Genomic DNA, 21,749 nt, shown 5'->3' with positions numbered 1-21,749 from the left:
GATCTGGGCTGCCCCGCGCCCTAGAAGGCGCGGGTCGCAACAAGCCCGGAGCCCCGGATGCGCCTGCCGCCACTCGCCGCCGCCCTGACCGCCTTCGCCCTCGCCGGCGGGGTTTCGGTCATTGCCGCACGTACCGCCGTCGCCGTGGTCGAGGACGTCTCGGTGGGCGAGGTGCGCGCCGCATTGGCCGCGCAGGGACATGACTGGGCCAGCGTTCAGGGCGACGGGCTGCAGGTGATCCTCGAAGGCGCCGCCCCGACCGAGGCGATGCGCTTCCGCGCGATCTCGGCGGCCGGCGCCATCGTCGATGCGAGCCGGGTGATCGACAACATGCAGGTGGTCGAGGCCGAGACCCCGCCGCCGCCCGATTTCGCGATCGAGATCCTGCGCAACGACAGCGGCGTGTCGCTGATCGGCCTGATCCCGGCGGCGACCGACCGCGCCGCGCTGATCGCCCAGATGGAGCGTGCCGCCGACGGCCTGCCGGTGAGCGACCTGCTCGACGTCGCCGACCACCCGGTGCCGGAACACTGGGCCTCGGCTCTGCGCTATGCCGGACGGGCGCTGGAGACGCTGCCGCGCTCCAAGCTTTCGGTCCGGCCGGGCCGGGTCCGGGTCGAGGCGATCTCCGACAGCCCCGAGGCGCAGCGCAAGCTGGAAGCAGATCTGACCCGGCTCAAGCCGGACACTGTTCGTCTCGCGCTCCGGATCAGCGCCCCGCGCCCGGTCATCACCCCCTTTGCCACGCGCTTCGTGATCGACGAGCAGGGCCCGCGCTTTGAGGCCTGCTCGGCCGACACGCCGGAGGCGATGGCCACGATCATCCGCGCCGCCACCGAGGCCGGGGCCGGCGATGACGTCGACTGCACGCTGGGGCTCGGAGTGCCGTCGGGCCAATGGGGCGAGGCAGTCGCGACCGGCGTCGCGGCGCTGGCCGAGCTGGGCGGCGGCAGCGTCACCTTCTCGGACGCCGATGTCGCCCTGATCGCGGCGCAGGGCACCGACCCCGCGCTGTTCGACCGGGTCGCGGGCCGGCTGGAGAACGACCTGCCCGATCTCTTCGCACTCGAGGCGGTGCTGCCCGAGGCCCCCGAGGCGCGGCCCGAGGGCGCGCCCGAATTCACCGCGAGACTGGCCGAGGCGGGCGAACTGCGTCTCGCTGGACGGCTGCCCGACCAGCTGGCCGCCACCACGGTCGAGAATTTCGCCCGCGCCCGCTTCGGCGGTGACGACCTGACGCTGGCGACCCGGGTTACCGGCGGCCTGCCGGGCGACTGGTCGATGCGGGTGCTGGCCGGGCTGGAGGCGCTGTCGATGCTCGCCGTGGGCGAGCTCGATGTCGGCCCCGATACGCTCGCCATCACCGGGCGCACCGGCAGCAAGACCGCACGCGCCGACATCGCCGGGCTGCTGGCCGACAAGCTGGGCCGCGGCGCCGATTTCGACATCGAAGTCGCCTATGAGGAGCGGCTCGACCCGATCGCGGGCCTGCCCAGCCCCGAGGAATGCCTGCGCCAGATTGCCTATGTCACGGCCGACACCAAGATCACCTTCGATCCCGGCTCGGCCACCATCACCGCCGAGGCGCGCCCCGTGGTCGACGACATCGCCGAGATCGTGCGCCGCTGCCCGGAGCTCGAGATCGAGGTGGCGGGCTACACCGACAGCCAGGGCCGCGACGAGATGAACCTCGCGCTCAGCCAGAAGCGCGCCGACGCCGTGGTCGAGGCGCTGCGCCGCGCCCGCGTGCCGGTGGCGGGCTTCACCGCCAAGGGCTATGGCGAGGCCGACCCGATCGCCGATAACGACACCGCCGATGGCCGCGAGGCCAACCGCCGGATCGAGTTCCGGCTCAGCGGTGCGCAGGCCGCCACCATGGCCGAAGCCACGACCGAGGATGGCGAAGAGGCCGGCGAAGACGCACAGGCGGCCCCGGTGCAGGAGGCGCAGAGCATCGACGCCGACGCGCCGCAGGCGATGGAGCGTCCGGCCTTCGGGCCGCGCGCGCGCCCCACAGACGATTCAGACGACTAGGGACGGGAACGTGAACAGAACCGAGTTCATCATCGCCACGGCGGTCATTCTTTTTGCCGCTTTCGCCCTCGGCTGGTTCGCCAGCTGGCTGGTGAACCGCTTCACCCGCGTCACCCGCGCCGATATCGGCGAGCTGGACCGCATGGCGCAGGCGCTGCACGAGGCCGAGGAGACCCGCGATCAGGCGATCGCCTATCTCGAGGAGCGCGAGGCCGAGCTGACCGGCCAGCTCAAGCAGTCCGAGGCAGAGCTGCGCGCCGCCATGGAGGCGCTGCGCGAGGCCCGTCACGAGGCCGAGGATCTGCGCGGCTGGATCGAGCGGCACAACGTCGGCTGAGCCGCGGCCCCGCAGACCGGTGCATGATCGAAGGGGTGACCTCCCCCTCGCCCCGCATTCGCCCCCTGCCATCCCGGCGCGATCCGGCATAGCCTGCGCCCTATGGAATCGGCATTGGACTACTGGCGCGCGCGGGCGCTGCTCGACTGGCAGATCGAGATCGGCGCGGACGAGGCGATTCTCGACGCGCCGCTCGACCGCTACACGTTGACCGATGCCCGGCCGGCGGTGGCGCCGACCCCGGGCGCCGCGACGGCGGCCTCTGCCCCGGTCCGCATCGAGGAACCCGATCCGGTGGCGCTGGCCACCGAAGCCGCCCGGGCCGCGCCCGATCTCGACGCGCTCGCCGCGGCAATGGAACGGTTCGAACATTGCGACCTGCGCCGTGGCGCCCGCAGCTTCGTCTTCTCGGGCGGCCGCGCCGGTGCGCGGGTGACGCTGCTGCTCGACCCGCCGCGCCGCGATGAGGATCGCGCCGGCACGCCGGTAGCGGGACCTGCCGGGCGGCTTCTCGAACAAATGCTCGCCGCGATCGGTCTGTCGGTAGATGCGCCGGATATGGAGCGCGCGGTCCACATGGTGCCGGTGCTGCCCTGGCGCGTGCCGGGCGACCGCGCCCCCGATCCGGGCGATCTCGCGATGATGCGCCCCTTTCTCGACCGGCATGTCGAGCTGGCCGACCCGGAGATCCTGGTGGTGATGGGCTCCGTCGCCTGCGCCGCGCTGATGAAGGGTGGCGGGCTGCATCGCCTGCGCGGGCGCTGGGGCGACCTCATGGGCCGACCGGCGCTGCCGATCTTTTCGCCCGCACATCTCATCGCCAACCCTGCGGCCAAGCGCGAGGCTTGGGCTGACCTACTCGCGCTCAAGACGCGCCTCGACGGAGCCCGGACATGATCGACCCCCTTGTGCTGCTTGCCTTCCTGCCGGCGGCGCTCGCGCTCAACCTGACGCCGGGCGCGGACATGATGTTCTGCCTCGGCCAGGGCCTGCGCGGTGGCCCGCGCGCTGCGCTCGCCGCCGATGCCGGGATCGCGCTGGCGGTGATGGGCCACGTGACGCTGGCGGGTCTCGGCCTCGGCGCCACCGTCGCGGCACTGCCATGGCTCTTCGACGCGATCCGCTGGATCGGTGTCGGCTACCTGCTCTGGCTGGCCGCGACCGCGCTGCGCGGCGGCGGCGCCGCGCCCGAGGAATTGCCCGCAATTCGTCCGTCGCGTGCCTTCCGGCAGGGCCTCGTCGTCAACCTCACCAATCCCAAGGTGATCCTGTTCGTGCTGGCCTTCCTGCCGCAATTCACCGATCCTGCCCGCCCGGTTCTGCCCCAGTTTCTGGCCCTCGGCGCGGTGCTCTCGCTGGGCGGGCTGGTGGTCAACGGCGCGGTGGGCGTGTTCGCCGGTGGCGTCGGGCGGCGCCTCGCCGGCTCGGCCGGATTCAACCGCTGGCTCGGCCGGATCTCGGCCACGATCTTTGCCGGGCTGGCGCTGCGTCTCGCGGCGATGTCGCGGGCATGAACATGGCGCGCGATTTCATCCCGGTGCGGATCGCCGTTCTCACCGTCAGCGACACGCGGGACGCATCCGAGGACAGGTCCGGCGACACGCTGGTCGAGCGGATCGAAGCGGCGGGGCACCTGCTCGCCGCCCGTGACCTGCTGCGCGACGACCGCGCGGCGATCGCGGAGCGCCTGAGGAACTGGTGCGCCGATCCCGGCATCGACGTGGTGATCTCGACCGGTGGCACCGGCCTGACCGGGCGCGACGTGACGGTCGAGGCGCATCGCGACGTCTACGAGAAGGAGATCGACGCCTTCGGCACGGTCTTCACCATCATCTCGATGAACAAGATCGGCACCTCTGCCGTGCAGAGCCGGGCCACCGGCGGCGTCGCGAACGGGACCTATCTCTTTGCCCTGCCCGGCAGCCCCGGCGCCTGCCGCGACGCCTGGGACGAGATCCTCGTCCGCCAACTCGACTATCGTCACAAGCCCTGCAACTTCGTGGAAATCCTGCCCCGGCTCGACGAGCATCTCCGGCGCAAGTGATCAGGCCGGGGGACAGCCCCTGAACTCGACCGCCTCGCCGTCGCCGATCACCGTGATCACCAGCGCCGAGCGGTCGAGCGCGACCGGCCCCTTTCCGACATGCTCGATCCGGGTCTCGGCGCTGATCTCGTCGCCCGCACGGCGCATCTTCACCGGGGCGGCCCACAGCGCCGGATCGCCGGTCTCGACGACTACCGCGCGCGCACCGGGCATGGCGGGGATCTCGGCCCGCAGGGCGATGCCCTTGGCAGCGGGGCCGACCGTGCAGCGCGCCGTGCCGAGCCCGGCCTCCTCGGGCGTCATCGCCCGGTCCGCCAGCGCCAGCGCCAGCGCCGGGTCACGCGTCTCGCTCATCGGCAGATCCGCGGCGAAGTCGAGCGCGACCGGCACGCAGACATCCTGGCAGACGCCCAGTTCAAGCACCCCCTCGATCCGCACGGGGGCACCCGCACGGGCGGGCGCGATCTCGACCGGCAGCACCACCTGATCGGAATAGCCGTAGGTCTCGAAACCACCGACATGGAAGATCTCGGGCACCGGCCAGTGGAAGGCGGCGCCCGCGACATTGCGCGAGCCCTGCCAGTCAACCAGAGGCGGGATGCCCGCCTCGCCCGGGGCGCGCCAATAGGTCTTCCACCCTTCGGCGAGGGTGATCCGGAAGCCAGCAAACTGGGTGCCGTCCGCATCGCGCCAGCCGGGCAGCAGGTCGAGCCGCACGATGTCGTCGACCGGCCCGGCGGGGGCGGCGGCGGGCAGCAGCGATCCGAGGGCGAGGAGCAGCGGCGCGAGGAAGAAGGGGCGTGTCATGACCGCAGTGATGACCCCGCGCCCGCACGAAGGAAAGTCACGTCGGCGCGAGAGCGCCGCATCCCGCCCCTTGATCGTGTGCCCCGCGCATCACATCATCGGGGGATGGAAGCCATGAACCCCGACCTGAGCGGCAAGCTCCTCATCGCGATGCCCGGCATGGGTGACCCGCGCTTCGACCACGCGGTGATCTTCATCTGCGCCCATTCCGAGGAGGGGGCGATGGGACTGATCGTCAACAAGCCCGCGACCGAGGTGCGGTTCTCGGACCTGCTCGAACAGCTCGAGATCACCGCCGATCCCGGCATCCGCGACATTCGCGTGCATGTCGGCGGCCCGGTGGAGGAAAGCCGAGGCTTCGTGCTGCACACGACCGACTACGCCTCGGATCAGGGCACGCTGCAGGTCGACGAGAGCACGGCGATGACCGCGACGCTCGACGTGCTCGAGGAGATCGCGCATGGGCGCGGGCCGAAATTCTCGCTGCTGGCGCTGGGCTATGCCGGCTGGGGGCCGGGCCAGCTCGAGGACGAGCTGGCGCAGAATGGCTGGCTGATCGGCGAGGCGCAGCACGCCGTGGTCTTCGGCCGCGCCAACGAGCACAAGTGGTCCGCGGCGCTCAAGGGCCTAGGCATCGACCCGCTGAGCCTGTCGCCCACCTCGGGCACCGCCTGAATAGCGGGGCGCGGCAGGCGCCCCCTGAAAACTCCTGCGAATTTGCGGAGTCCGCCATCGCGGCGGAGGGTGACCTCAGCTGTCGTATTCGCCCGCGATTACCGCCTCGAGGATCGCCCGCGCGCTGTCTGAGGACCAGTCGGCCTCGCCCTGAAGCCGCGCGATCTCGCGGCCCTCGGCATCGAGGATCAGCGTCACCGGCAGGCCCAGCACGCCCATGTCCCGGGCCAGCGACTGACGCGGGTCGCGGTGGCGCGGCAAATCCTCGGCGCCGATCTCGGACAGGAACCGCTCCATTGCGGCCGGCTCGTTGCGGCCCGTGGCGATGGTGACCACCTCGAATTCCGGCCCGCCCAGCGTTTCTTGGAGGGCAGCGAGCTGCGGCATCTCCTCGCGGCAGGGCGCGCACCAGGTGGCCCAGAAATTGACCAGGACCGGCTTGCCCGCAAAGGCCCCGAGCGTGATCTCGCCGCCCTCGGCGCTCTCGAACGGCACCTCGGAGCCGGCCCGCGGCTCGGCATGCACCGCGAGCTTGCGCATGTCGCCCTCGCGCAGCGCTTCGATCTCGGCGGGACCGGCGTTTGCAAGGCCCGTGGCCGCCATGTAAAGACCGAGGATGATGACGCTGCGCATGTGACTTCCCTTGAGGACCCAAAGATGACCGAGAGCTCCAACGCGATGTGGGGCGGCCGTTTCGCCGCCGGGCCGGACGCGATCATGGAGGCGATCAACGCCTCGATCGGCTACGACCGGCGCCTGGCGCCGCAGGACGTCGAGGGCTCCCGTGCCCATGCCGCGATGCTCGCGGCGCAGGGCATCATCGAGCCTAAGGATGCGGAGGAGATCAGGAAAGGCCTTCTCACGGTCTTGTCAGAGATCGAAGCCGGGACCTTCGAATTCTCCACCGCGCTCGAAGACATCCACATGAACGTCGAGGCCCGGCTCAAGCAGCTGATCGGCGAACCGGCGGGGCGTCTGCACACCGCGCGCTCGCGCAACGACCAGGTCGCGACCGACCTGCGGCTGTGGGTGCGCGACCAGTGCGACGCCGCCGATCAGGCGCTCAAGGCGCTGATCGAGGCGCTGCTGGGCCAGGCCGAGGCGGGCGCCGACTGGGTGATGCCGGGCTTCACCCATCTGCAGACCGCGCAGCCCGTCACCTGGGGCCATCACATGATGGCCTATGTCGAAATGTTCGGCCGCGACCGCACCCGCTTTGCCAATGCCCGTGCGCTGATGAACGAAAGCCCGCTGGGCGCCGCCGCGCTTGCCGGCACCTCCTTCCCGATCGACCGCGAGGCGACGGCATCGGCGCTCGGCTTCGACCGCCCGATGGCCAACAGCCTCGATGCGGTCTCGGACCGCGACTTCGCGCTCGAGTTCCTGTCGACTGCGACGATCTGCGCGATGCACCTGTCGCGGCTGTCGGAGGAGCTGGTGATCTGGTCCTCGGCGCAGTTCCGCTTCGTCGCCATGTCGGATCGCTGGTCGACCGGCTCCTCGATCATGCCGCAGAAGCGCAACCCCGACGCCGCCGAGCTGATCCGCGCCAAGATCGGCCGGATCATGGGCGCCAACGTGGCGCTGCTGACGGTGATGAAGGGGCTGCCTTTGGCCTATGGCAAGGACATGCAGGAGGACAAGGAGCAGGTCTTCGACGCCGCCGACAACCTGATGCTGTCGCTCGCGGCGATGACCGGGATGATCGCCGACATGACGGCGCAGCCCGACAACCTGCGCGCCGCTGCGGCCTCGGGCTTTTCCACCGCGACCGACCTCGCCGACTGGCTGGTGCGCGAGCTCGGCCTGCCCTTCCGCGAGGCGCATCACGTCACCGGATCGCTGGTAGCACGGGCCGAGGAAAAGGGCTGCGACCTGCCGGAACTGACGATCGAGGACATGCAGGCCGTGCATGCGGGCATCACCGAAGACGTGTTCGGCGTGCTGACGGTCGAGAACTCGGTCGCCTCCCGCACCGCCTATGGCGGCACCGCCCCCGCCAATGTCCGCGCCCAGATCGCGCGCTGGCGGGACGCGCTGAAGTGAGGCTCGCGCTTCTGGCGCTGGTGCTGCTGGCCGCCTGCGGCGCAGGCGGCGTGCCCGAGGCGCCCGGCGCCACGCTGCCCTATGGTGAGACCGGCACCGATCGTCGCTTGGGCGGGCTGCCGTGAGGTGGCTCTGGCTGGCGCTGGCGATCTGGGGCGCGCTGCACCCGATGCGCTGGTTCGTCGCCTGGTTCGCGCAGAACGGATATTCCTGGTCGGGGCTGTTCGCCGCCTGGCGGGCCAACCCGGCCACGACGGGGCTGATGTGGGACGCCACCATCGCCGGGGTGGCGCTGACGATCTGGATCCTCTCGGAGGTGCGGGTGCGCCGCAACTGGGAGGCACTGGCCGCGATTCCCGCGACGATCCTGATCGGCGTCGGCTGCGGCCTGCCGCTCTACCTGTTCCTACGCACCCGGCCGCTGTGACGCCGCGCCGCTGGCGATTGCGGCCCGATCTGCTAAGACGCGGCGCATATCGGCAAGCGGAGCGGGACCTTGGACCATTTTCTCTATCGTGACGGCCAGCTGATGGCCGAGGACGTCTCGATCTCCGAAATCGTGGCCGAGGTCGGCACCCCGGTCTACGTCTACTCGGCCGCGACGCTGCTGCGCCACTTCAGGCTGTTCCAGGAAGCGCTGGACGGCATGCCGCATCTGGTCTGCTTCGCGGTGAAGTCGCTGGGCAACGTCGCGGTGCTCAAGCTTCTGGGCGAGGCGGGCGCCGGCATGGACATCGTTTCGGGTGGGGAATACGCCCGCGCCCGCGCCGCCGGCGTGCCGGGCGAGCGGATCGTCTTCTCGGGCGTCGGCAAGACCCGCGACGAGATGCGCATGGCGCTCGAAGGCGGCATCCGCCAGTTCAACGTCGAGAGCGAGCCCGAACTGCGGGCGCTGTCGGAAGTGGCGAGCGGTCTGGGCCGCACGGCGCCGATCACCATCCGCGTCAATCCCGACGTCGACGCCAAGACCCACGCCAAGATCGCCACCGGCAAGTCCGAGAACAAGTTCGGCATCCCGATCAAGCGGGCGCGCGAGGTCTACGCGCTGGCCGCTGCCCTGCCCGGCATCGAGGTGATCGGCATCGACGTGCATATCGGCTCGCAGCTCACCGAGCTCGCGCCCTTCGAGGCGGCCTTCACCAAGGTGGCCGAGCTCACCGAGACGCTGCGCGCCGACGGCCACGACATCCGCCGCCTCGATCTCGGCGGGGGCTTGGGCATCCCCTATGAGCGGGTCAACGAGGCGCCGCCGCTCCCCTTCGACTACGGCGCGCTGATCCGGCGCACGGTCGGCCATCTGGGCTGCGAGATCGAGATCGAGCCGGGCCGTCTGGTCGCCGGCAATGCCGGGCTGCTGGTCAGCCGGGTGATCTATGCGAAATCCGGCGAGGGCCGCGACTTCCTGATCCTCGACGCCGCGATGAACGACCTGATCCGCCCGGCCATGTACGAGGCGCATCACGACATCATCCCCGTGGCCGAGGCCGCGGCGGGCGCCGAGACCCGGCCCTGGGACATCGTCGGCCCGGTCTGCGAGACCGGCGATACCTTCGCGCGCGGCCGCGAACTGCCGCCAGTGGCCGAGGGCGACCTCGTGGCCTTCCGTTCCGCCGGGGCCTATGGCGCGGCGATGGCGAGCGAATACAACGCCCGCCCTCTGGTGCCGGAAGTGCTGGTGCGGGATGATCAATTCGCGGTTATCCGCCGCCGCCCGAGCTATGAGGAAATGATCGCGCGCGATAGCATCCCCGAATGGCTATGATGGAGACGATCCCGCAACGCCACGGAGCACCCGGACCCTGACCGAGACCCGCGATCCCCTGTCGCATCTGAAACGCCCTGCCGCGCTGACCCGCGCCGGGATGGTGGCCGAACGGCTGCTGCGCGCCTTCTGGCCGCTCTGGACGGTGATCGCGCTGGCGCTGGCGCCGCTGATCGCGGGCTGGCAGGACCGGCTGCCGGTCGAGGCGTTCTGGGGCTGGGCGGTGCTGGCGATCCTCGGCGGGCTTGCCGGTCTCAGATGGGGGCTCTGGCGGTTCCGCTGGCCCTCCCGTGCGGAGGCGCTCGACCGGCTAGACCGCAGCCTGCCCGGACGGCCGGTCTCGGCGCTTCTGGATGCGCAGGCGACGGGCCGAGGCGACAGCGGGGCCGAGGCGCTCTGGGCCGCGCATCAGGAACGGATGCGGGCCCGCAGCGCCAACGCACCCGCCGCCCGTCCCGATCTGCGCCTCGCGGCGCGCGACCCCTTCGGACTGCGCTACATCGCGCTGCTGTTTCTGCTGACGGCGCTGCTGTTCGGCTCGGTCTGGCGGCTGGGCTCGGTCACCGCGCTGACGCCGGGCGGCACGGATGGCCTCGCGCAGGGCCCGGTCTGGGAAGGCTGGATCGAACCGCCCGCCCATACGGGCCAGCCGGCCCTCTACCTCGCCGACCAGCCGCCCGGCGCGCTCGCGGTTCCCGAGAACAGTGAGATCACCGTGCGGCTCTATGGCGAGATCGGCGCGCTGACCCTGTCGGAGACCGTCTCGGGCCGCACCGGCGAGCTGCCTGCCGCCTCGGCGCCCGAACAGTCCTTCACCGTCATCCGTGACGGCCGGATCGCGATCGACGGGCCGGGCGGCGCCGAATGGGAGGTGCGGGCGATCCCCGACGCCACGCCGCAGGTTTCGGTCGCCGGGCCTTTGGACACCGCCGGGCCGGGGCAGATGACCCTGCCCTTCCGGGCCAGCGACGACCACGGCGTGGTCGCTGGTCAGGCGAGCATCACCCTCGATGTCGAGGCGGTGGAGCGGGCCCATGGTCTGGTGGCCGAACCCGATCCGCGCGAGGCGCTGGTGGTCGACCTCCCGATGCCATTCACCGGAGACCGCCGCGAGATCGAGGAAATCCTCGCAGGCGACTTTTCCGAGCATCCCTTTGCCAACATGCCGGTCCGGATCACGCTCGAGGTGAGCGACGCGGCGGACCAGACCGGCGCGGCGCAGCCCTACCCCGCCACCCTGCCCGGCCGCCGCTTCTTCCAGCCGGTCGCCCGCGCCGTGGCCGAGCAGCGGCGCGACCTCTTGTGGTCGCGCGACAATGCCGGTCGGGTGGTCGACCTGCTGCGCGCGGTGTCGCATCGGCCCGAGGAGGTGTTCCCGGACGAGGCCACCTATCTGCGGCTGCGGGTGGCGCTGCGGCGGCTCGACACGCTGCGCCGGACCGAGGGCGGGCTTACCGTCGAGGCGCAGGACGAGATTGCGAAGGCGCTGTGGGACCTCGCCGTGCAGCTCGAAGACGGCACGCTGGCCGATGCGCGCGAACGGCTGCGCCGGGCGCAGGAGCGGCTCGCCCAGGCGATGCGGGACGGCGCCAGCCCCGACGAGATCGCCGAGCTGATGGACGAGCTGCGCGCCGCCACCGACGAGTATCTGCGGATGCTGGCCGAGAATGCGCAGCCGGCCGAGGACGGGCTCGACGAGCCCCAGACCGGCCAGGGCGAGAGCATGGAGATCACCCAGGACGAGCTCCAGGCGCTGATGGACCGGATCCAGGAGCTGATGGAAGAAGGCCGGATGGCCGAGGCGGCCGAGCTGATGGAGCAGCTCAATCGCATGATGGAGAACCTGCAGGTGGCGCAGGGTGAGGGCAGCGGCCCTTCCACGCCGGGGCAGCGCTCCATGCAGGACCTGCAGGAGTCGCTGCGCGATCAGCAGGAGCTTTCGGACGAGGCGTTCCGTGAGCTGCAGGACCGCTTCAACGGCCGCAGCGGCCAGCCGCAGGGGCCCCAAGGCCAGCCCGGCCAGGGTCAGCAAGGTCAGCAGGGCCAGGACCAGCCGGGCCAGGGTCAACCCGGCGAGGACGACATGCCGGGCCCGGGCAGCCTCGCGGATCGCCAGCAGGCGCTGCGCGACGAACTGGCGCGCCAGCGCGGTGCCCTGCCCCGGCTGGACGGCGATGCCGCGCGCCGCGCGGAGGAGGCGCTCGACCGGGCCGGCCGGGCGATGGACGGGGCCGAGGAGGCGCTGCGGCGCGACGATCTTGCCGGGGCGATCGACCGTCAGGCCGAGGCGACCGAGGCGCTGCGCGGCGCTGCGCGCGAGCTGGGCGAGGCGCTGGCCCAAGGCGAACGGGGCGAGCCGGGCGAGCCCGGCGAGGGGCAGCGCGGCGACGGCGCCGGACAGCGCGACCCGCTGGGCCGCGACACCGCCGGGCGCGGTGGCGCCGGCACCGACGATTCGATGCTCGAAGGCACCGACCCGGCGCGACGCGCCGAGGAGCTGCTGGGAGAGATCCGCCGGCGCGCCGCCGAGCGCGAACGCCCGCGCGCCGAGCGCGACTATCTCGAAAGGCTGCTCGACCTGTTCTGAGCGCTGCGCCTCAGCCCAGCGCCTCCAGCAGATCCCGCATCCAGCTGTCGAGCTGCAGGCGCAGCCCGTCGACCGAGGCGGCATAGGCGGACAGGACCGGCTCCAGCGGCGGCAGGGCCGCGCCCAGACGACCGGCATGGGAGTAGATGAGGGCCGCCGCCGCCGCCAGCAGCAGCGCGATGCCGAAGCCCAGCCGGAAGCCCCGCCCGTGCTGCGAATGGGTCACTTCGCCGCCGGTGGTGGCCGGGCGCGGCGTCGCGTGGCGCAGGCTGGAGTTGATCTCTTCGATATCGGGCAGGAGATCGCGCCGGGTCACCGCGCCGGTCGATGCCGCCGCCGTCGCAGCCCGCGCCCGCGCCGCGTCGTGCGGCTCCGGGTTCGGCGCCGGGGGCACCGTCGCCAGTTCGGGCTCGGGCTCGGGCTCGGGCTCGGGCTCGGGCTCGGGCTCGAAGCGGTCGTCTTCCACGTCGACCTCGTCAAGATCCTCAGGCTCCGCCTCGAAGGGTTCATCTTCCGAACGCTCCGCTACGCGGTCGGTCAGCCAAGGAACGGACTCCTGTGCGATATCATCGCCGTCATCCTCCGGATCGACGCCGAGCGAGTCCCCCAGATCATCGTCCCAGTCGGAATCGTCTTCGCCATGCCCGTCATCTACCGCACGGGCGGACGGCGTTTCGGTCGCGACCTGCTCCGTGCCTTCGTCCATTCCGTCGGCAGGCGGCAGCGGGGCATCGAGCTCCGGCGCCGCAGTTGGGGTCACCGGCGCGTCCGCTTCCGCGCGCGGATCCTCTCCCGGCGCCTCGTCGAACGGCTCCGCAGCGGTGTCGTCATCTATCGGGATGATCGGCCGATCCACCGGGGTCGGCATGGCTTCGGGCTCCGGCCGAGCCACGGCTTCGGTCGCGCTTATGGGTTCGGCTTCGTCTTCGTCCCCGGCCGCCTGCGCGTCCTCCGCCTCCGTCTCCATCAGTTCGGGCGCGTCAGGCTCCAGCTCGCCCGTCAGATCGGCCTCGTCATCCTCCAGCGCCGTCTCGACCGGCTCAGCGGTCGGCTCAGCAGAGGCGGGCTCGACGGGCTCCGGCTCGGGAGAAGGGCCGTTGCCGTCTTCCGGCTCCGCTTCTGCCTTATCCTCGCTCGCAGGCTCGGCCGTCTTCGTCGCGGGCTCTGCGGGCTTGGGCTCAGCATCCTGCTTCAACGTGGCAGCGAAGGCGTTCCAGTCGAAGTCGGGCTCGTCCTCGTCTTCCCAGACCTCGCTTTCCGGCAGCTTCTCCGCACCCAGTTTCGCAGCCTCGTCGGCGCCCCGGTTCTCGGCAAAGGCGATCTCGGTATCGTCCTCCTTGCCCTCCTCGCCGAACAGCTCGGCGGCGGCCTGCTCTTCCTCGCTCTCCTCCTCCACCTCTTCGGTGGCGGGCGCCTTCGTGTCCTGGGCGCCCCCTGCTCGCCGCGCCGCCGCCTCGCGGGCGGCCTCGGCGCGCAGGATCTCGGCGATCTCCGGCGTGATCGTGCTGCGCGGGCCCGCCGCGGCGGCCGGGGCAGGCTTGGGTTCGGCTTCGGGCTTGGCCAGCCAGGTCACGCCGCAATTCGAGCACTGCACGTCGCGCCCCTCGGCGGGAACCGCGTCGCGGGCCACCTCGTATTGCGCGCCGCAATTCGGGCAGGTCAGTCGCATTCGTATCATCCCCTCGCGCCCGGGCCGGACCGGCTACCGGGCCAAACTAGCCCCACGCCGCCCCATCGCCAAGAACGCGCCGCCCGGCGGTGCCCCGATGATGCAGCGCTGCAATTGCAACCCCGGCGCCGGTCGGGCAGAAGGAAGCGAGAGACAGGGGACGGCAGTGATCGAGCTTCGGGACGTGGCCTATAGTTACGGCGGCGGAGAATTGTTCTCCGGCCTGTCGCTGTCGCTCGCGCCCGGATCGTTCCATTTCCTTACCGGCCCCTCCGGCGCGGGCAAGACCACCCTGCTCAAGCTGTGCTACGGCGACCTGGTGCCGACCTCGGGCGAGGTTGCGTTCTGGGGCGAGGCCACGACCGGCATGGCCCGCGATGCATTGGCGCTCAACCGTCGGCGGATCGGCGTGGTGCACCAAGACTGTCAGTTCCTCGACCATCTGCCGCTGGCCGAGAACGTGGCGCTACCGCTCACTGTCGCGGGGCGGCACCACGAGGCGGCGGCCTACCTTCCCGACCTGCTGGGCTGGGTCGGGCTGACCCGCCACGCCGAGCGCCGACCGCCGGAGCTGTCGGGTGGCGAACGACAGCGCGCGGCGCTGGCCCGGGCCGTGATCATGTCGCCCGAGGTGATCATCGCCGACGAGCCGACCGGCAACATCGACTGGGAGATGTCGCAGCGGCTGCTGTCGCTGCTGGTCGAGCTCAACCGCATGGGCAAGGCGGTGCTGATCGCCACCCACGACCTCAACCTGATCCGGGCCGCCAAGGCGCAGGTCTCGGTGCGCACGCTCAGGCTCAAGGACCGGCAGCTGATCGCCGCGGGGGCGGATCTATGAGCGCGCTGCGCATGGCGCTGTCGCTGCTGGCGGGCGACGTGCAGGCCGATCGCTCGGTGCCGCCCACCGGCTTCACCGCCCGGCTCACCCTGTTCACCGCCACTGCCATGGCGCTGCTGGCGGTGTTCGCGCTGGCGCTGTCGCTGGCTGCCGGCCGGCTCGCGACGCGTTGGTCCGACGAGCTGTCGCAAAGCGCGACGCTGCGGATCTCGGCCCCGGCCGAACAGATGGACGCGCAGGTCGCCGCCGCGCTGGAACTGCTGCGCACCACGCCGGGCGTCGCCTCGGCCCGGGCGCTGGACAGCGAAGAGGAGCAGGCCTTGCTGACACCCTGGTTCGGACCCGAGCTGCCGCTCGACGCGCTCGCGATTCCCCGGCTGATCGAGGTCGTCGAGGAAGGCCGCGGCTTCGATGCCACCGGCCTTCGGGCGCGGCTGCAGGCCGAGGTGCCGGGCGCCGTGCTCGACGATCACACCCGCTGGCGCGCGCCGCTGGTCGCCGCCGCCGGACGCCTGCGCGGCATGGGCGCGCTCGCGCTGCTGCTGATCGGCGCGGCGACGGCGACGATGATCACGCTGGCCGCGCATTCGGCGCTTTCGGCCAATGCTCAGGTGATCCGGGTGCTGCGGCTGGTGGGCGCGCGCGACGCCTATATCGCCCGCGCCTTCGTCCGCCGCTTCACGCTGCGCGCGCTGGCAGGTGCGGGCCTCGGCACGGTGCTGGGCGGGCTGCTGGTCGCACTGCTGCCGGGCGGTGGCGACGACAGCGGCAGCGTGCTCACCGGGATCCGCTTTGCCGGGGCGCAATGGCTGTGGCTGCTGACGATCCCGCCGCTCGCCGCGGTCGTCGCCTTCGGCGCGACCCGGCTCGCGGCGCGCCGGATGCTGGAGCGGCAGTCATGAGCCGCCTCGCCTATGGCTGGCGCTGGCTGCGCAGCCTCCTGTTCAGCGTGCTGATCTACGCCGCGATGCTGCCGATCGCGCTGGCCTACCTGCCTTGGGCGCTTCGCAGCCGCGACGGCGCGGTGGCGGCCGCGCATCGCTGGTGCGCCTTCGTGCGCTGGCTGGCGTACTGGCTGCTGAACCTGCGCACCGAGATCCGCGGCACCCCGCCCGAGGGCGAGGTGCTGATCGCGGCCAAGCACCAGAGCTTTCTCGACATCATCCTGATCTACGGCGCAGTGCCGCGCGGCCGCTTCATCATGAAGAAGGAACTGGTCTACGCGCCGATCCTCGGCCAGATCGCGCTGCGCATGGGCTGCGTGCCGGTCGACAGGGGCCGCCGTGGCGCCGCGATCAAAAAGATGATGGAAGAGGTCCGCGCCGGACGGGACGACCCGGGCCAGCTGATCATCTATCCGCAGGGCACCCGCGTCGCGCCGGGCGTCGTCGCCCCCTACAAGATGGGCACCGCCGCGCTCTATCGCGAGCTGGGCCAGCCCTGCGTGCCGGTGGCCTGCAACGTGGGCGTATTCTGGCCCCGGCGCGGCGTGATGCGCCGCCCCGGCACCGCGATCATCGAGTTCCTGCCCGAGATTCCGCCGAACCTGCCGCCGAACCTGTTCATGCAGCAGATCGAGGAGGCGGTCGAAACCCGCTCGGACGCGCTGATGGCCGAGGCCGGCTTCCCGCTCGCGCTCAAGGAAAGCTGATGCGCGTCATCGAGACCGTCGCGGCCCTCGAAGCCCTTTACGAGCGCAAGCCCGCAGGCGCGTCCCTCGCGAAGGTCACGGACCGGCTGACACCGGCGCAGGCGCGCTGGATCGCCGCGGCACGGTTCTGCGTGCTGAGCACCGTGGGTCCGGAAGGCACCGATGCGAGCCCGCGCGGCGATGACGGCGCGGTGGTGCGGATCGCCGATGACCGAACGCTGATGCTGCCGGACTGGCCCGGCAACAACCGCATGGATTCGCTGCGCAACATCGTCCGCGACGGGCGGGTGAGTCTGATGTTCCTCGTCCCCGGTGCCACCAGCGTGATGCGCGTCAATGGCCGCGCCGTGGTCAGCGACGACCCCGAACTGACCGCGCGCTTCGCCCATGAGGGCAAGCACCCGCGCTCGGTGATCGTGGTGACGGTGGCCGAGGCCTACCCGCAATGCGCCCGCGCGGTGATGCGCTCGGGGCTGTGGACACGCGGTGACGAGAGCGGCGACCTGCCCAGCGTCGGCGAAATGTTGGCCGAGGCGACGGCCGGCTTCGACGGCGACGCCTATGACCGCGAATGGCCGGAGCGGGCGAAGACCAAGATGTGGTAAGGCCCGGCGTTTCCACCGGGCCTTTGTTATCTTGTCAGTTTGAACGGGAGGGCGCGTCTCAGGCGGCCAGCCCCTTCGAGCCGAGATCGAGGTACTTCTTGCGACGATCGGCGCGGATCGCCTTGCCGTCCATGCCCTTCATCTCGTCGAGCATCTTGCCGATCTCGCGGCCCACCGCGTCGATCGCCGCATTCGCGTCGCGATGCGCGCCGCCCAGGGGTTCGGCGACGATCCGGTCGCAGACACCTAGCTCCTTGAGCTCCTGCGCAGTCAGGCGCAGCGCCTCGGCAGCCTCGCGCATCTTCTCGGAATCCTTCCACAGGATCGAGGCGCAGCCCTCGGGCGAGATCACCGAGTAGATCGAATGCTCGAGCATCGCCACGCGGTTCGCCGTGGCGAAGGCCACCGCGCCGCCCGAGCCACCCTCGCCGATGATGACGGAGACCAGCGGCACCTCGATCTGCAGGCACTTCTCGGTCGAGCGCGCGATCGCCTCGGACTGGCCGCGCTCTTCCGCGCCCTTGCCCGGATAGGCGCCGGGCGTGTCGACCAGCGTCACCACCGGCAGGTTGAAGCGATCCGCGATATCCATCAGCCGGATCGCCTTGCGATAGCCCTCGGGGCGCGCCATGCCGAAGTTGCGCTCGATGCGCGACTTGGTGTCGTTGCCCTTCTCGTGGCCGATCACCACCACCGGACGGCCGTCGAAGCGCGCCAGTCCGCCCATCACCGAATGGTCGTCGGCGAAATTGCGGTCGCCGGCGAGCGGCGTGTACTCGGTGAAGAGCCGCTCGATGTAATCCTTGCAATGCGGCCGCTCGGGATGGCGCGCGACCTGGCATTTGCGCCAGGGCGTCAGGCTGCCATAGAGCTGGACCAGCATGTCGCGGCTCTTGCGGTCGAGCGCGGCGGCTTCTTTCTCGACGTCCATTTCCGGGCTGCGACGGGCCAGCGCGCGCAGCTCCTCGGCCTGGCCCTCGATCTCAGCGAGCGGCTTCTCGAATTCGAGGTAGATGGTCATGCGAAGGCCCCTGCGTTTGCTCGTGACGCCGTATATGACGCGTCGGGCGAAGCCATGCAACTCGCCGCCGCTTGACGCCGCGCTCCCCCATGCCACCCTACGGTTCCCGCCGCGAGGAGACCGCTGCCATGGCCGACCATATCATCGCCACCGCCGCCGAGGCGCTCGAGGCCGAAGCGCTGCCCAGGTTGCGCGAGGTGCATGCCGACGGTGCCGTCGCGCCCGAGGCATTGCCGCCGGCGCTGTGCCGGCCCGCCGGGTCCAAGAGCCCGGCGCGCTGGGCCTATGAGCGGCTGATCCACTACATCCAGCGATTCGAAGCCGACCTGGCCCCGGGCGACGAGGTCGCGATGGCGATGACCGGTGGCCATTCCGGCCTGCTCAGGATTCAGGGGATGGGCTATTTCGACCCCGACATCGTGACCTTTTTCGGCACCGATGCGAGCGGCGCCAAGGCGCAGCTGATCCAGCATGTCAGCCAGCTTTCGGTGTTGCTGCGCGCCCTGCCCCGCCCGCAGCCCGAGGAACCGCCCGAGCGGATCGGCTTCCGGCTGGCGCGTGAGCTGGAGGAGGAGGATCAGGAGGCCGGAGAGACGCGGGAGGACGAGGCGCCGGGCAGGACCGGGCCACAGGGACCGGATGCCGCGCCCGAGGCATCGTGACAAGCGCCCGGATTCGGGCTAACCCCCGACCCGACACGCCAGTTGCGAGGAGCCCGAGATGGCCGACGATCAGCACCACCACGTCCCCGGCACCATGGACATCACCGATCAGGAACGCACCTTCGCGGGCTTCATGACGCTGGTGACCCGCGGCACCATCGCGATCATCGTCGCGCTGATCCTGCTGGCGCTGGTCAACGCCTGATCCATGCAGCGGCGCGTCTTCCTGATGGCGGCGCCGCTGGCGCTCGCGGGGTGCGGCGACGGCGAAGCCGTCTGGGCTCCCGACGCGATGGTCGAGCGCGCCCGCTATCGCCATGACGGGCCGACGGCGCTGACGCTCTACACGGTCAACAATCTCGGCACCGGTAACGGCGCGCACAGCGCGCTGCTGATCAACGCCTCAGAGCGGGTGCTCTTCGATCCGGCCGGCAGCTACGCGCATCCCTCGATCCCGGAGCGCAACGACGTGCTGTTCGGGATGACGCCGCAGGTGGTCGAGAGCTACGTCTCCTACCATTCGCGCGAATCCTATGTGACGGTGGAGCAGGAGCTCGAGGTCGCCCCCCAGATCGCCGAGCGGGCCTACCGCCTCGCCTTGGTGGCGGGCCCTGTGCCGCAGGCCTACTGCACGCGTGCGATCGCCAAGCTTCTGGGCGAGTTGCCGGGCTTCGAAGGTCTGGGCACCACCTGGTTCCCGGACAAGCTGATGAAGCGGTTTGGCGCGCTGCCCGGCGTGGTCACGACCGAGCACAACGAGAACGACAGTGACAGCCTGCGCGATGCGCGCCGCGCCGTGGCGCGGGCGCTCGAAGGCTGACCGCGCGCCCTCCCTGCGCACCCGAAAGCGAGGCCTCATGGACCAGCCGATCGAGGCACCGCCGGGACTGATCCTCGCCGGGGGCATGTCGCGCCGGATGGGCGGCGGCGACAAGGCCCTGCGCGATCTCGCGGGACGGCCACTGCTGACCCATGTGATCGAGCGCCTGTCGCCGCAGCTGCCGGCGCTGGCGCTCAATGCCAATGGCGATCCGGCCCGTTTCGCAGGTTTCGGTCTCGATGTGATCCCAGACCCCCTGCCCGGTCACCCCGGCCCGCTGGCCGGCGTGCTGGCGGCGATGGGATGGGCGCGCGCGCGCGGCGCGGCCTGGGTGCTGACCGCGCCGGGCGACACGCCCTGGCTGCCTGGCGATCTGGTGCCGCGGCTGATCATGGCGGCCGAGGAAGGGAACGGGCTCGCTATCGCGGAATGCGGCGGCCGGCTGCACCCGGTCTGCGGCCTCTGGCCCGTGGCACTGGCCGACAGGCTGGCCGCCGACATCGCGGCGGGCACCCGGCGGGTCGGTGACTGGGCCCTCGCCCAGGGTGCGGCGCGCGCACCTTTCCCCGAGGGCGATCCCGACCCTTTCGCCAACCTCAACACGCCCGAGGATTTCGACCGCGCCGCGGCCCGTTTCGGGGACCGCGCGTGAAAGTTGAGCCGGGCTTTGCCGAGCCCGAACGCGCCCGCATCGCGGCCCTCTACTGGGAGGCCTTCGGCGCCAAGCTCGGCCGGGTGCTGGGGCCACGGGAACGAGCGCTGCGCTTCGTTGCCGCCGCGCTCGACCCCGACCACGCGCTTTGCGCCCGTGATGGCGCGGGGCAACTGATGGGCGTCGCCGGCTTCAAGACCGCGCGCGGCGCGTTGGTCACCGGCGACCGCGCCGCCATGCGAAGCGGCTACGGGAGGGTCGGAGCGGCCTGGCGGGCTGGGGCGCTTGCCCTGCTGCAGACCGATGTCGACAATCGCCGCTTTCTCGTCGACGGCATCTTCGTGGCGCCCGAGGCGCGCGGGCGCGGGGTAGGCTCGCGGCTGATCGAGGCACTGGCGCAGGAAGCCCGGGCGCGAGGCCATGCCGAGATCCGGCTCGAGGTGATCGACGAGAACCCGCGTGCCCGCGCCCTCTACGAGCGGCGCGGCTTTGTCGCCGCCGGACGCCGCCCGCTCGGCCCGCTGCGCATGATCTTCGGCTTTCGCGCCGCGACCACGATGATCCGCCGGATTGGCTGAGCCCTAGCCGAAGTTACCGGCCGCCGCACCGAGCAGCCGGAAGGCGCGGCCGGTCCGGGTCTCGGCCAGATCAGCGATCTCGCCATCATCGGCGCCTTCGCAGTAATCGTCGAGCATCCGGTCGAACAGCCGCAGAAAGTGCTGCACCGTGTCGCGGAAGATCGTGTCGGCGCGCATCCGTGCCGCCGCGATCCCGGCCGGGCCTTCATCATCGAGCCCTTCGGCCAGCGGCGCCACCGCCTCGCCCCGCGCGCCCTGCGCCAGCGCCCGCCAAGCCGAGGCAGGAGCCATCGGTGGCGCCAGATCGTCCATGTAGATGCCGTCCTGGCTCAGCAAGGTCAGCACGTCCTGGCTCGCCTGGATCAGCTGACGCGCGCGGGTGTCGCGCAGCGCCGCGCGCAACGCCGCGAAGCCTTCGAGATCCTGATCGTTGTCGGGGAAGTTCAGCGCGCGCGCCATCTCGGCCCGGCCCAGCGACGGCGCTGCGGGCGCCTCGGGGGCGGCCGGTTCCGGCGCGGGTTCGTCCTGCGGAGCGGCCTCCTGCGGTCGCATCACGCCGAACCCCGCGAGCGCGGCCTCGGTCTGCCGGGCGGCGCGTTCGATGGTGGCGAGGCGGCGGTCGATCTCGGGCGAGAGGCCGCCGCGCGACTGGGTGCGCAGGCTGCGCTGCAGGGTCTGGATCTCGGCACGGAGTCGGTGCGCTTCCTCGCGCGCGGCGCGCGAGGCGTGGCTCGCGAAGACGCCGATCCAGACCATCGCGACGGGGATCACCACGACCAGCACCGGCCCGACCAGCGGCTGGCCGCCCAGCGCCATCGCCAGACCGGCCACCACCGCCCAGCCGAGGCTGGCCCCGGCGGCGATCCGCTCGGCCCGGCCCATCCGCTCCCAGGTCGCGATGCCCGTGGGCGCGGCTTCGGGGCCCGCGGCCTCGTGGCTGTCGGGATTGTCGTTCATA

The 21,749-nt window shown here is 71.3% G+C and carries 25 protein-coding genes; 20 read left to right on the top strand and 5 right to left on the bottom strand.

Annotation, left to right across the window (positions count from 1 at the left end; all coding sequences use genetic code 11):
* Positions 1 to 57 precede the first annotated feature (57 nt).
* The 5 genes from FHS00_RS13680 (at position 58) to moaB (ending at position 4,415) form a co-directional block, all read left to right on the top strand.
* Positions 58 to 2,034: an OmpA family protein gene (locus FHS00_RS13680; protein ID WP_183474649.1), complete on the top strand. Its 1,977-nt coding sequence runs from the start codon at positions 58 to 60 to the stop codon at positions 2,032 to 2,034.
* 10 nt (positions 2,035 to 2,044) lie between these two features.
* Positions 2,045 to 2,371, top strand: a complete 327-nt coding sequence (locus tag FHS00_RS13675) for a hypothetical protein (RefSeq protein WP_183474648.1) — start codon at positions 2,045 to 2,047, stop codon at positions 2,369 to 2,371.
* A 102-nt stretch (positions 2,372 to 2,473) separates the two neighbouring features.
* Positions 2,474 to 3,268, top strand: a complete 795-nt coding sequence (locus FHS00_RS13670; RefSeq protein ID WP_183474647.1) for a uracil-DNA glycosylase — start codon at positions 2,474 to 2,476, stop codon at positions 3,266 to 3,268.
* Positions 3,265 to 3,885 carry a LysE family translocator gene (locus tag FHS00_RS13665; RefSeq protein WP_183474646.1) on the top strand — a complete coding sequence of 207 codons (621 nt, stop codon included), beginning with the start codon at positions 3,265 to 3,267 and terminating at the stop codon, positions 3,883 to 3,885. The genes FHS00_RS13670 and FHS00_RS13665 overlap by 4 nt, the downstream gene beginning before the upstream one ends.
* Positions 3,886 to 3,887: 2 nt before the next feature.
* Entirely contained in the window at positions 3,888 to 4,415 is a 528-nt protein-coding gene (moaB, locus tag FHS00_RS13660; protein WP_183474682.1) for a molybdenum cofactor biosynthesis protein B, read from the top strand.
* On the opposite strand, the gene FHS00_RS13655 is transcribed toward moaB, so the two are convergent.
* Positions 4,416 to 5,222 carry a protein-disulfide reductase DsbD domain-containing protein gene (locus FHS00_RS13655; RefSeq protein WP_183474645.1) on the bottom strand — a complete coding sequence of 269 codons (807 nt, stop codon included), beginning with the start codon at positions 5,220 to 5,222 and terminating at the stop codon, positions 4,416 to 4,418.
* 114 nt (positions 5,223 to 5,336) lie between these two features.
* On the opposite strand from FHS00_RS13655, the gene FHS00_RS13650 reads away from it, so the two are divergent.
* Complete coding sequence (locus FHS00_RS13650; protein WP_183474644.1) at positions 5,337 to 5,897, top strand: YqgE/AlgH family protein; 561 nt, start codon at positions 5,337 to 5,339, stop codon at positions 5,895 to 5,897.
* Positions 5,898 to 5,972: 75 nt separating this feature from the next.
* Here FHS00_RS13650 and FHS00_RS13645 read toward each other — a convergent pair whose 3' ends face one another.
* Positions 5,973 to 6,530 (bottom strand): TlpA family protein disulfide reductase, encoded by a 558-nt coding sequence (locus FHS00_RS13645; RefSeq protein ID WP_183474643.1) that lies wholly within the window; start codon positions 6,528 to 6,530, stop codon positions 5,973 to 5,975.
* Between the two features lie 24 nt (positions 6,531 to 6,554).
* Between FHS00_RS13645 and argH the strand changes: the two genes are divergently transcribed.
* The 5 genes from argH to FHS00_RS13625 all read left to right on the top strand — a co-directional run bounded on the left by argH (position 6,555) and on the right by FHS00_RS13625 (position 12,292).
* The gene (gene argH, locus FHS00_RS13640) at positions 6,555 to 7,943 is read left to right on the top strand and encodes an argininosuccinate lyase (RefSeq protein ID WP_183474642.1); all 1,389 of its coding nucleotides are present in this window, start codon (positions 6,555 to 6,557) and stop codon (positions 7,941 to 7,943) included.
* A complete protein-coding gene (locus tag FHS00_RS17880; protein WP_281372319.1) occupies positions 7,940 to 8,068 on the top strand; it encodes a hypothetical protein in 129 nt (42 codons plus the stop codon). Before argH ends, FHS00_RS17880 begins: the two co-directional genes overlap by 4 nt.
* Positions 8,065 to 8,370 (top strand): DUF2834 domain-containing protein, encoded by a 306-nt coding sequence (locus tag FHS00_RS13635; protein ID WP_183474641.1) that lies wholly within the window; start codon positions 8,065 to 8,067, stop codon positions 8,368 to 8,370. Before FHS00_RS17880 ends, FHS00_RS13635 begins: the two co-directional genes overlap by 4 nt.
* A 69-nt stretch (positions 8,371 to 8,439) precedes the next feature.
* Positions 8,440 to 9,705, top strand: a complete 1,266-nt coding sequence (gene lysA, locus FHS00_RS13630; RefSeq protein ID WP_183474640.1) for a diaminopimelate decarboxylase — start codon at positions 8,440 to 8,442, stop codon at positions 9,703 to 9,705.
* Positions 9,706 to 9,763: 58 nt separating this feature from the next.
* Positions 9,764 to 12,292: a TIGR02302 family protein gene (locus FHS00_RS13625; RefSeq protein WP_281372320.1), complete on the top strand. Its 2,529-nt coding sequence runs from the start codon at positions 9,764 to 9,766 to the stop codon at positions 12,290 to 12,292.
* 10 nt (positions 12,293 to 12,302) lie between these two features.
* Here the strand turns inward: FHS00_RS13625 and FHS00_RS17595 are convergent, their stop codons facing one another.
* Entirely contained in the window at positions 12,303 to 13,961 is a 1,659-nt protein-coding gene (locus FHS00_RS17595) for a zinc-ribbon domain-containing protein (protein WP_221188844.1), read from the bottom strand.
* A gap of 166 nt (positions 13,962 to 14,127) precedes the next feature.
* Here FHS00_RS17595 and FHS00_RS13615 point away from each other — a divergent pair, with 166 nt between their 5' ends.
* From FHS00_RS13615 to FHS00_RS13600, 4 genes are read left to right on the top strand one after another with little or no spacing between them, the layout of a single operon-like run.
* Positions 14,128 to 14,802 (top strand): cell division ATP-binding protein FtsE, encoded by a 675-nt coding sequence (locus tag FHS00_RS13615; protein WP_183474638.1) that lies wholly within the window; start codon positions 14,128 to 14,130, stop codon positions 14,800 to 14,802.
* Positions 14,799 to 15,704, top strand: a complete 906-nt coding sequence (locus FHS00_RS13610) for a cell division protein FtsX (protein ID WP_183474637.1) — start codon at positions 14,799 to 14,801, stop codon at positions 15,702 to 15,704. Before FHS00_RS13615 ends, FHS00_RS13610 begins: the two co-directional genes overlap by 4 nt.
* Positions 15,701 to 16,453, top strand: coding sequence for a lysophospholipid acyltransferase family protein (locus FHS00_RS13605; protein ID WP_183474636.1), 753 nt, complete (start codon positions 15,701 to 15,703; stop codon positions 16,451 to 16,453). Before FHS00_RS13610 ends, FHS00_RS13605 begins: the two co-directional genes overlap by 4 nt.
* Positions 16,453 to 17,058: a pyridoxamine 5'-phosphate oxidase family protein gene (locus tag FHS00_RS13600; protein WP_183474635.1), complete on the top strand. Its 606-nt coding sequence runs from the start codon at positions 16,453 to 16,455 to the stop codon at positions 17,056 to 17,058. The genes FHS00_RS13605 and FHS00_RS13600 overlap by 1 nt, the downstream gene beginning before the upstream one ends.
* A gap of 58 nt (positions 17,059 to 17,116) precedes the next feature.
* On the opposite strand, the gene FHS00_RS13595 is transcribed toward FHS00_RS13600, so the two are convergent.
* Complete coding sequence (locus tag FHS00_RS13595) at positions 17,117 to 18,079, bottom strand: acetyl-CoA carboxylase carboxyltransferase subunit alpha (RefSeq protein WP_183474634.1); 963 nt, start codon at positions 18,077 to 18,079, stop codon at positions 17,117 to 17,119.
* Positions 18,080 to 18,207: 128 nt separating this feature from the next.
* Between FHS00_RS13595 and FHS00_RS13590 the strand changes: the two genes are divergently transcribed.
* The 5 genes from FHS00_RS13590 to FHS00_RS13570 are packed head-to-tail and all read left to right on the top strand — an operon-like array spanning position 18,208 to position 20,791.
* Entirely contained in the window at positions 18,208 to 18,741 is a 534-nt protein-coding gene (locus tag FHS00_RS13590) for a DUF6173 family protein (RefSeq protein ID WP_183474633.1), read from the top strand.
* Between the two features lie 58 nt (positions 18,742 to 18,799).
* Positions 18,800 to 18,946 (top strand): aa3-type cytochrome c oxidase subunit IV, encoded by a 147-nt coding sequence (locus FHS00_RS13585; RefSeq protein ID WP_183474632.1) that lies wholly within the window; start codon positions 18,800 to 18,802, stop codon positions 18,944 to 18,946.
* A 3-nt stretch (positions 18,947 to 18,949) separates the two neighbouring features.
* Positions 18,950 to 19,561 (top strand): hypothetical protein, encoded by a 612-nt coding sequence (locus FHS00_RS13580; protein WP_183474631.1) that lies wholly within the window; start codon positions 18,950 to 18,952, stop codon positions 19,559 to 19,561.
* A gap of 37 nt (positions 19,562 to 19,598) precedes the next feature.
* Positions 19,599 to 20,213 (top strand): molybdenum cofactor guanylyltransferase MobA, encoded by a 615-nt coding sequence (gene mobA, locus FHS00_RS13575; RefSeq protein ID WP_183474630.1) that lies wholly within the window; start codon positions 19,599 to 19,601, stop codon positions 20,211 to 20,213.
* The gene (locus tag FHS00_RS13570; protein ID WP_183474629.1) at positions 20,210 to 20,791 is read left to right on the top strand and encodes a GNAT family N-acetyltransferase; all 582 of its coding nucleotides are present in this window, start codon (positions 20,210 to 20,212) and stop codon (positions 20,789 to 20,791) included. Before mobA ends, FHS00_RS13570 begins: the two co-directional genes overlap by 4 nt.
* Positions 20,792 to 20,794: 3 nt before the next feature.
* Here the strand turns inward: FHS00_RS13570 and FHS00_RS13565 are convergent, their stop codons facing one another.
* Positions 20,795 to 21,748, bottom strand: a complete 954-nt coding sequence (locus FHS00_RS13565; protein WP_183474628.1) for a hypothetical protein — start codon at positions 21,746 to 21,748, stop codon at positions 20,795 to 20,797.
* Position 21,749: the final 1 nt, after the last annotated feature.

The organism is Limimaricola variabilis, from assembly GCF_014195545.1.
Lineage (GTDB): Bacteria > Pseudomonadota > Alphaproteobacteria > Rhodobacterales > Rhodobacteraceae > Limimaricola > Limimaricola variabilis.
The sequence above is the reverse complement of the archived record's forward strand: the minus strand, read 5'-3'. Positions and strand labels throughout refer to the sequence as shown.

Coding starts and splice junctions, on each gene's coding strand:
- FHS00_RS13610 (WP_183474637.1), top strand. CDS start 14,799: ATGAGCGCGCTGCGCATGGCGCTGTCGCTGCTGGCGGGCGACGTGCAG.
- FHS00_RS13600 (WP_183474635.1), top strand. CDS start 16,453: ATGCGCGTCATCGAGACCGTCGCGGCCCTCGAAGCCCTTTACGAGCGC.
- mobA (WP_183474630.1), top strand. CDS start 19,599: ATGGACCAGCCGATCGAGGCACCGCCGGGACTGATCCTCGCCGGGGGC.
- FHS00_RS13590 (WP_183474633.1), top strand. CDS start 18,208: ATGGCCGACCATATCATCGCCACCGCCGCCGAGGCGCTCGAGGCCGAA.
- FHS00_RS13655 (WP_183474645.1), bottom strand. CDS start 5,222: ATGACACGCCCCTTCTTCCTCGCGCCGCTGCTCCTCGCCCTCGGATCG.
- FHS00_RS13580 (WP_183474631.1), top strand. CDS start 18,950: ATGCAGCGGCGCGTCTTCCTGATGGCGGCGCCGCTGGCGCTCGCGGGG.
- FHS00_RS13680 (WP_183474649.1), top strand. CDS start 58: ATGCGCCTGCCGCCACTCGCCGCCGCCCTGACCGCCTTCGCCCTCGCC.
- FHS00_RS17595 (WP_221188844.1), bottom strand. CDS start 13,961: ATGCGACTGACCTGCCCGAATTGCGGCGCGCAATACGAGGTGGCCCGC.
- FHS00_RS13650 (WP_183474644.1), top strand. CDS start 5,337: ATGAACCCCGACCTGAGCGGCAAGCTCCTCATCGCGATGCCCGGCATG.
- FHS00_RS13665 (WP_183474646.1), top strand. CDS start 3,265: ATGATCGACCCCCTTGTGCTGCTTGCCTTCCTGCCGGCGGCGCTCGCG.
- FHS00_RS13565 (WP_183474628.1), bottom strand. CDS start 21,748: ATGAACGACAATCCCGACAGCCACGAGGCCGCGGGCCCCGAAGCCGCG.
- moaB (WP_183474682.1), top strand. CDS start 3,888: ATGGCGCGCGATTTCATCCCGGTGCGGATCGCCGTTCTCACCGTCAGC.
- FHS00_RS13605 (WP_183474636.1), top strand. CDS start 15,701: ATGAGCCGCCTCGCCTATGGCTGGCGCTGGCTGCGCAGCCTCCTGTTC.
- FHS00_RS13585 (WP_183474632.1), top strand. CDS start 18,800: ATGGCCGACGATCAGCACCACCACGTCCCCGGCACCATGGACATCACC.
- FHS00_RS13595 (WP_183474634.1), bottom strand. CDS start 18,079: ATGACCATCTACCTCGAATTCGAGAAGCCGCTCGCTGAGATCGAGGGC.
- FHS00_RS13645 (WP_183474643.1), bottom strand. CDS start 6,530: ATGCGCAGCGTCATCATCCTCGGTCTTTACATGGCGGCCACGGGCCTT.
- argH (WP_183474642.1), top strand. CDS start 6,555: ATGACCGAGAGCTCCAACGCGATGTGGGGCGGCCGTTTCGCCGCCGGG.
- FHS00_RS13670 (WP_183474647.1), top strand. CDS start 2,474: ATGGAATCGGCATTGGACTACTGGCGCGCGCGGGCGCTGCTCGACTGG.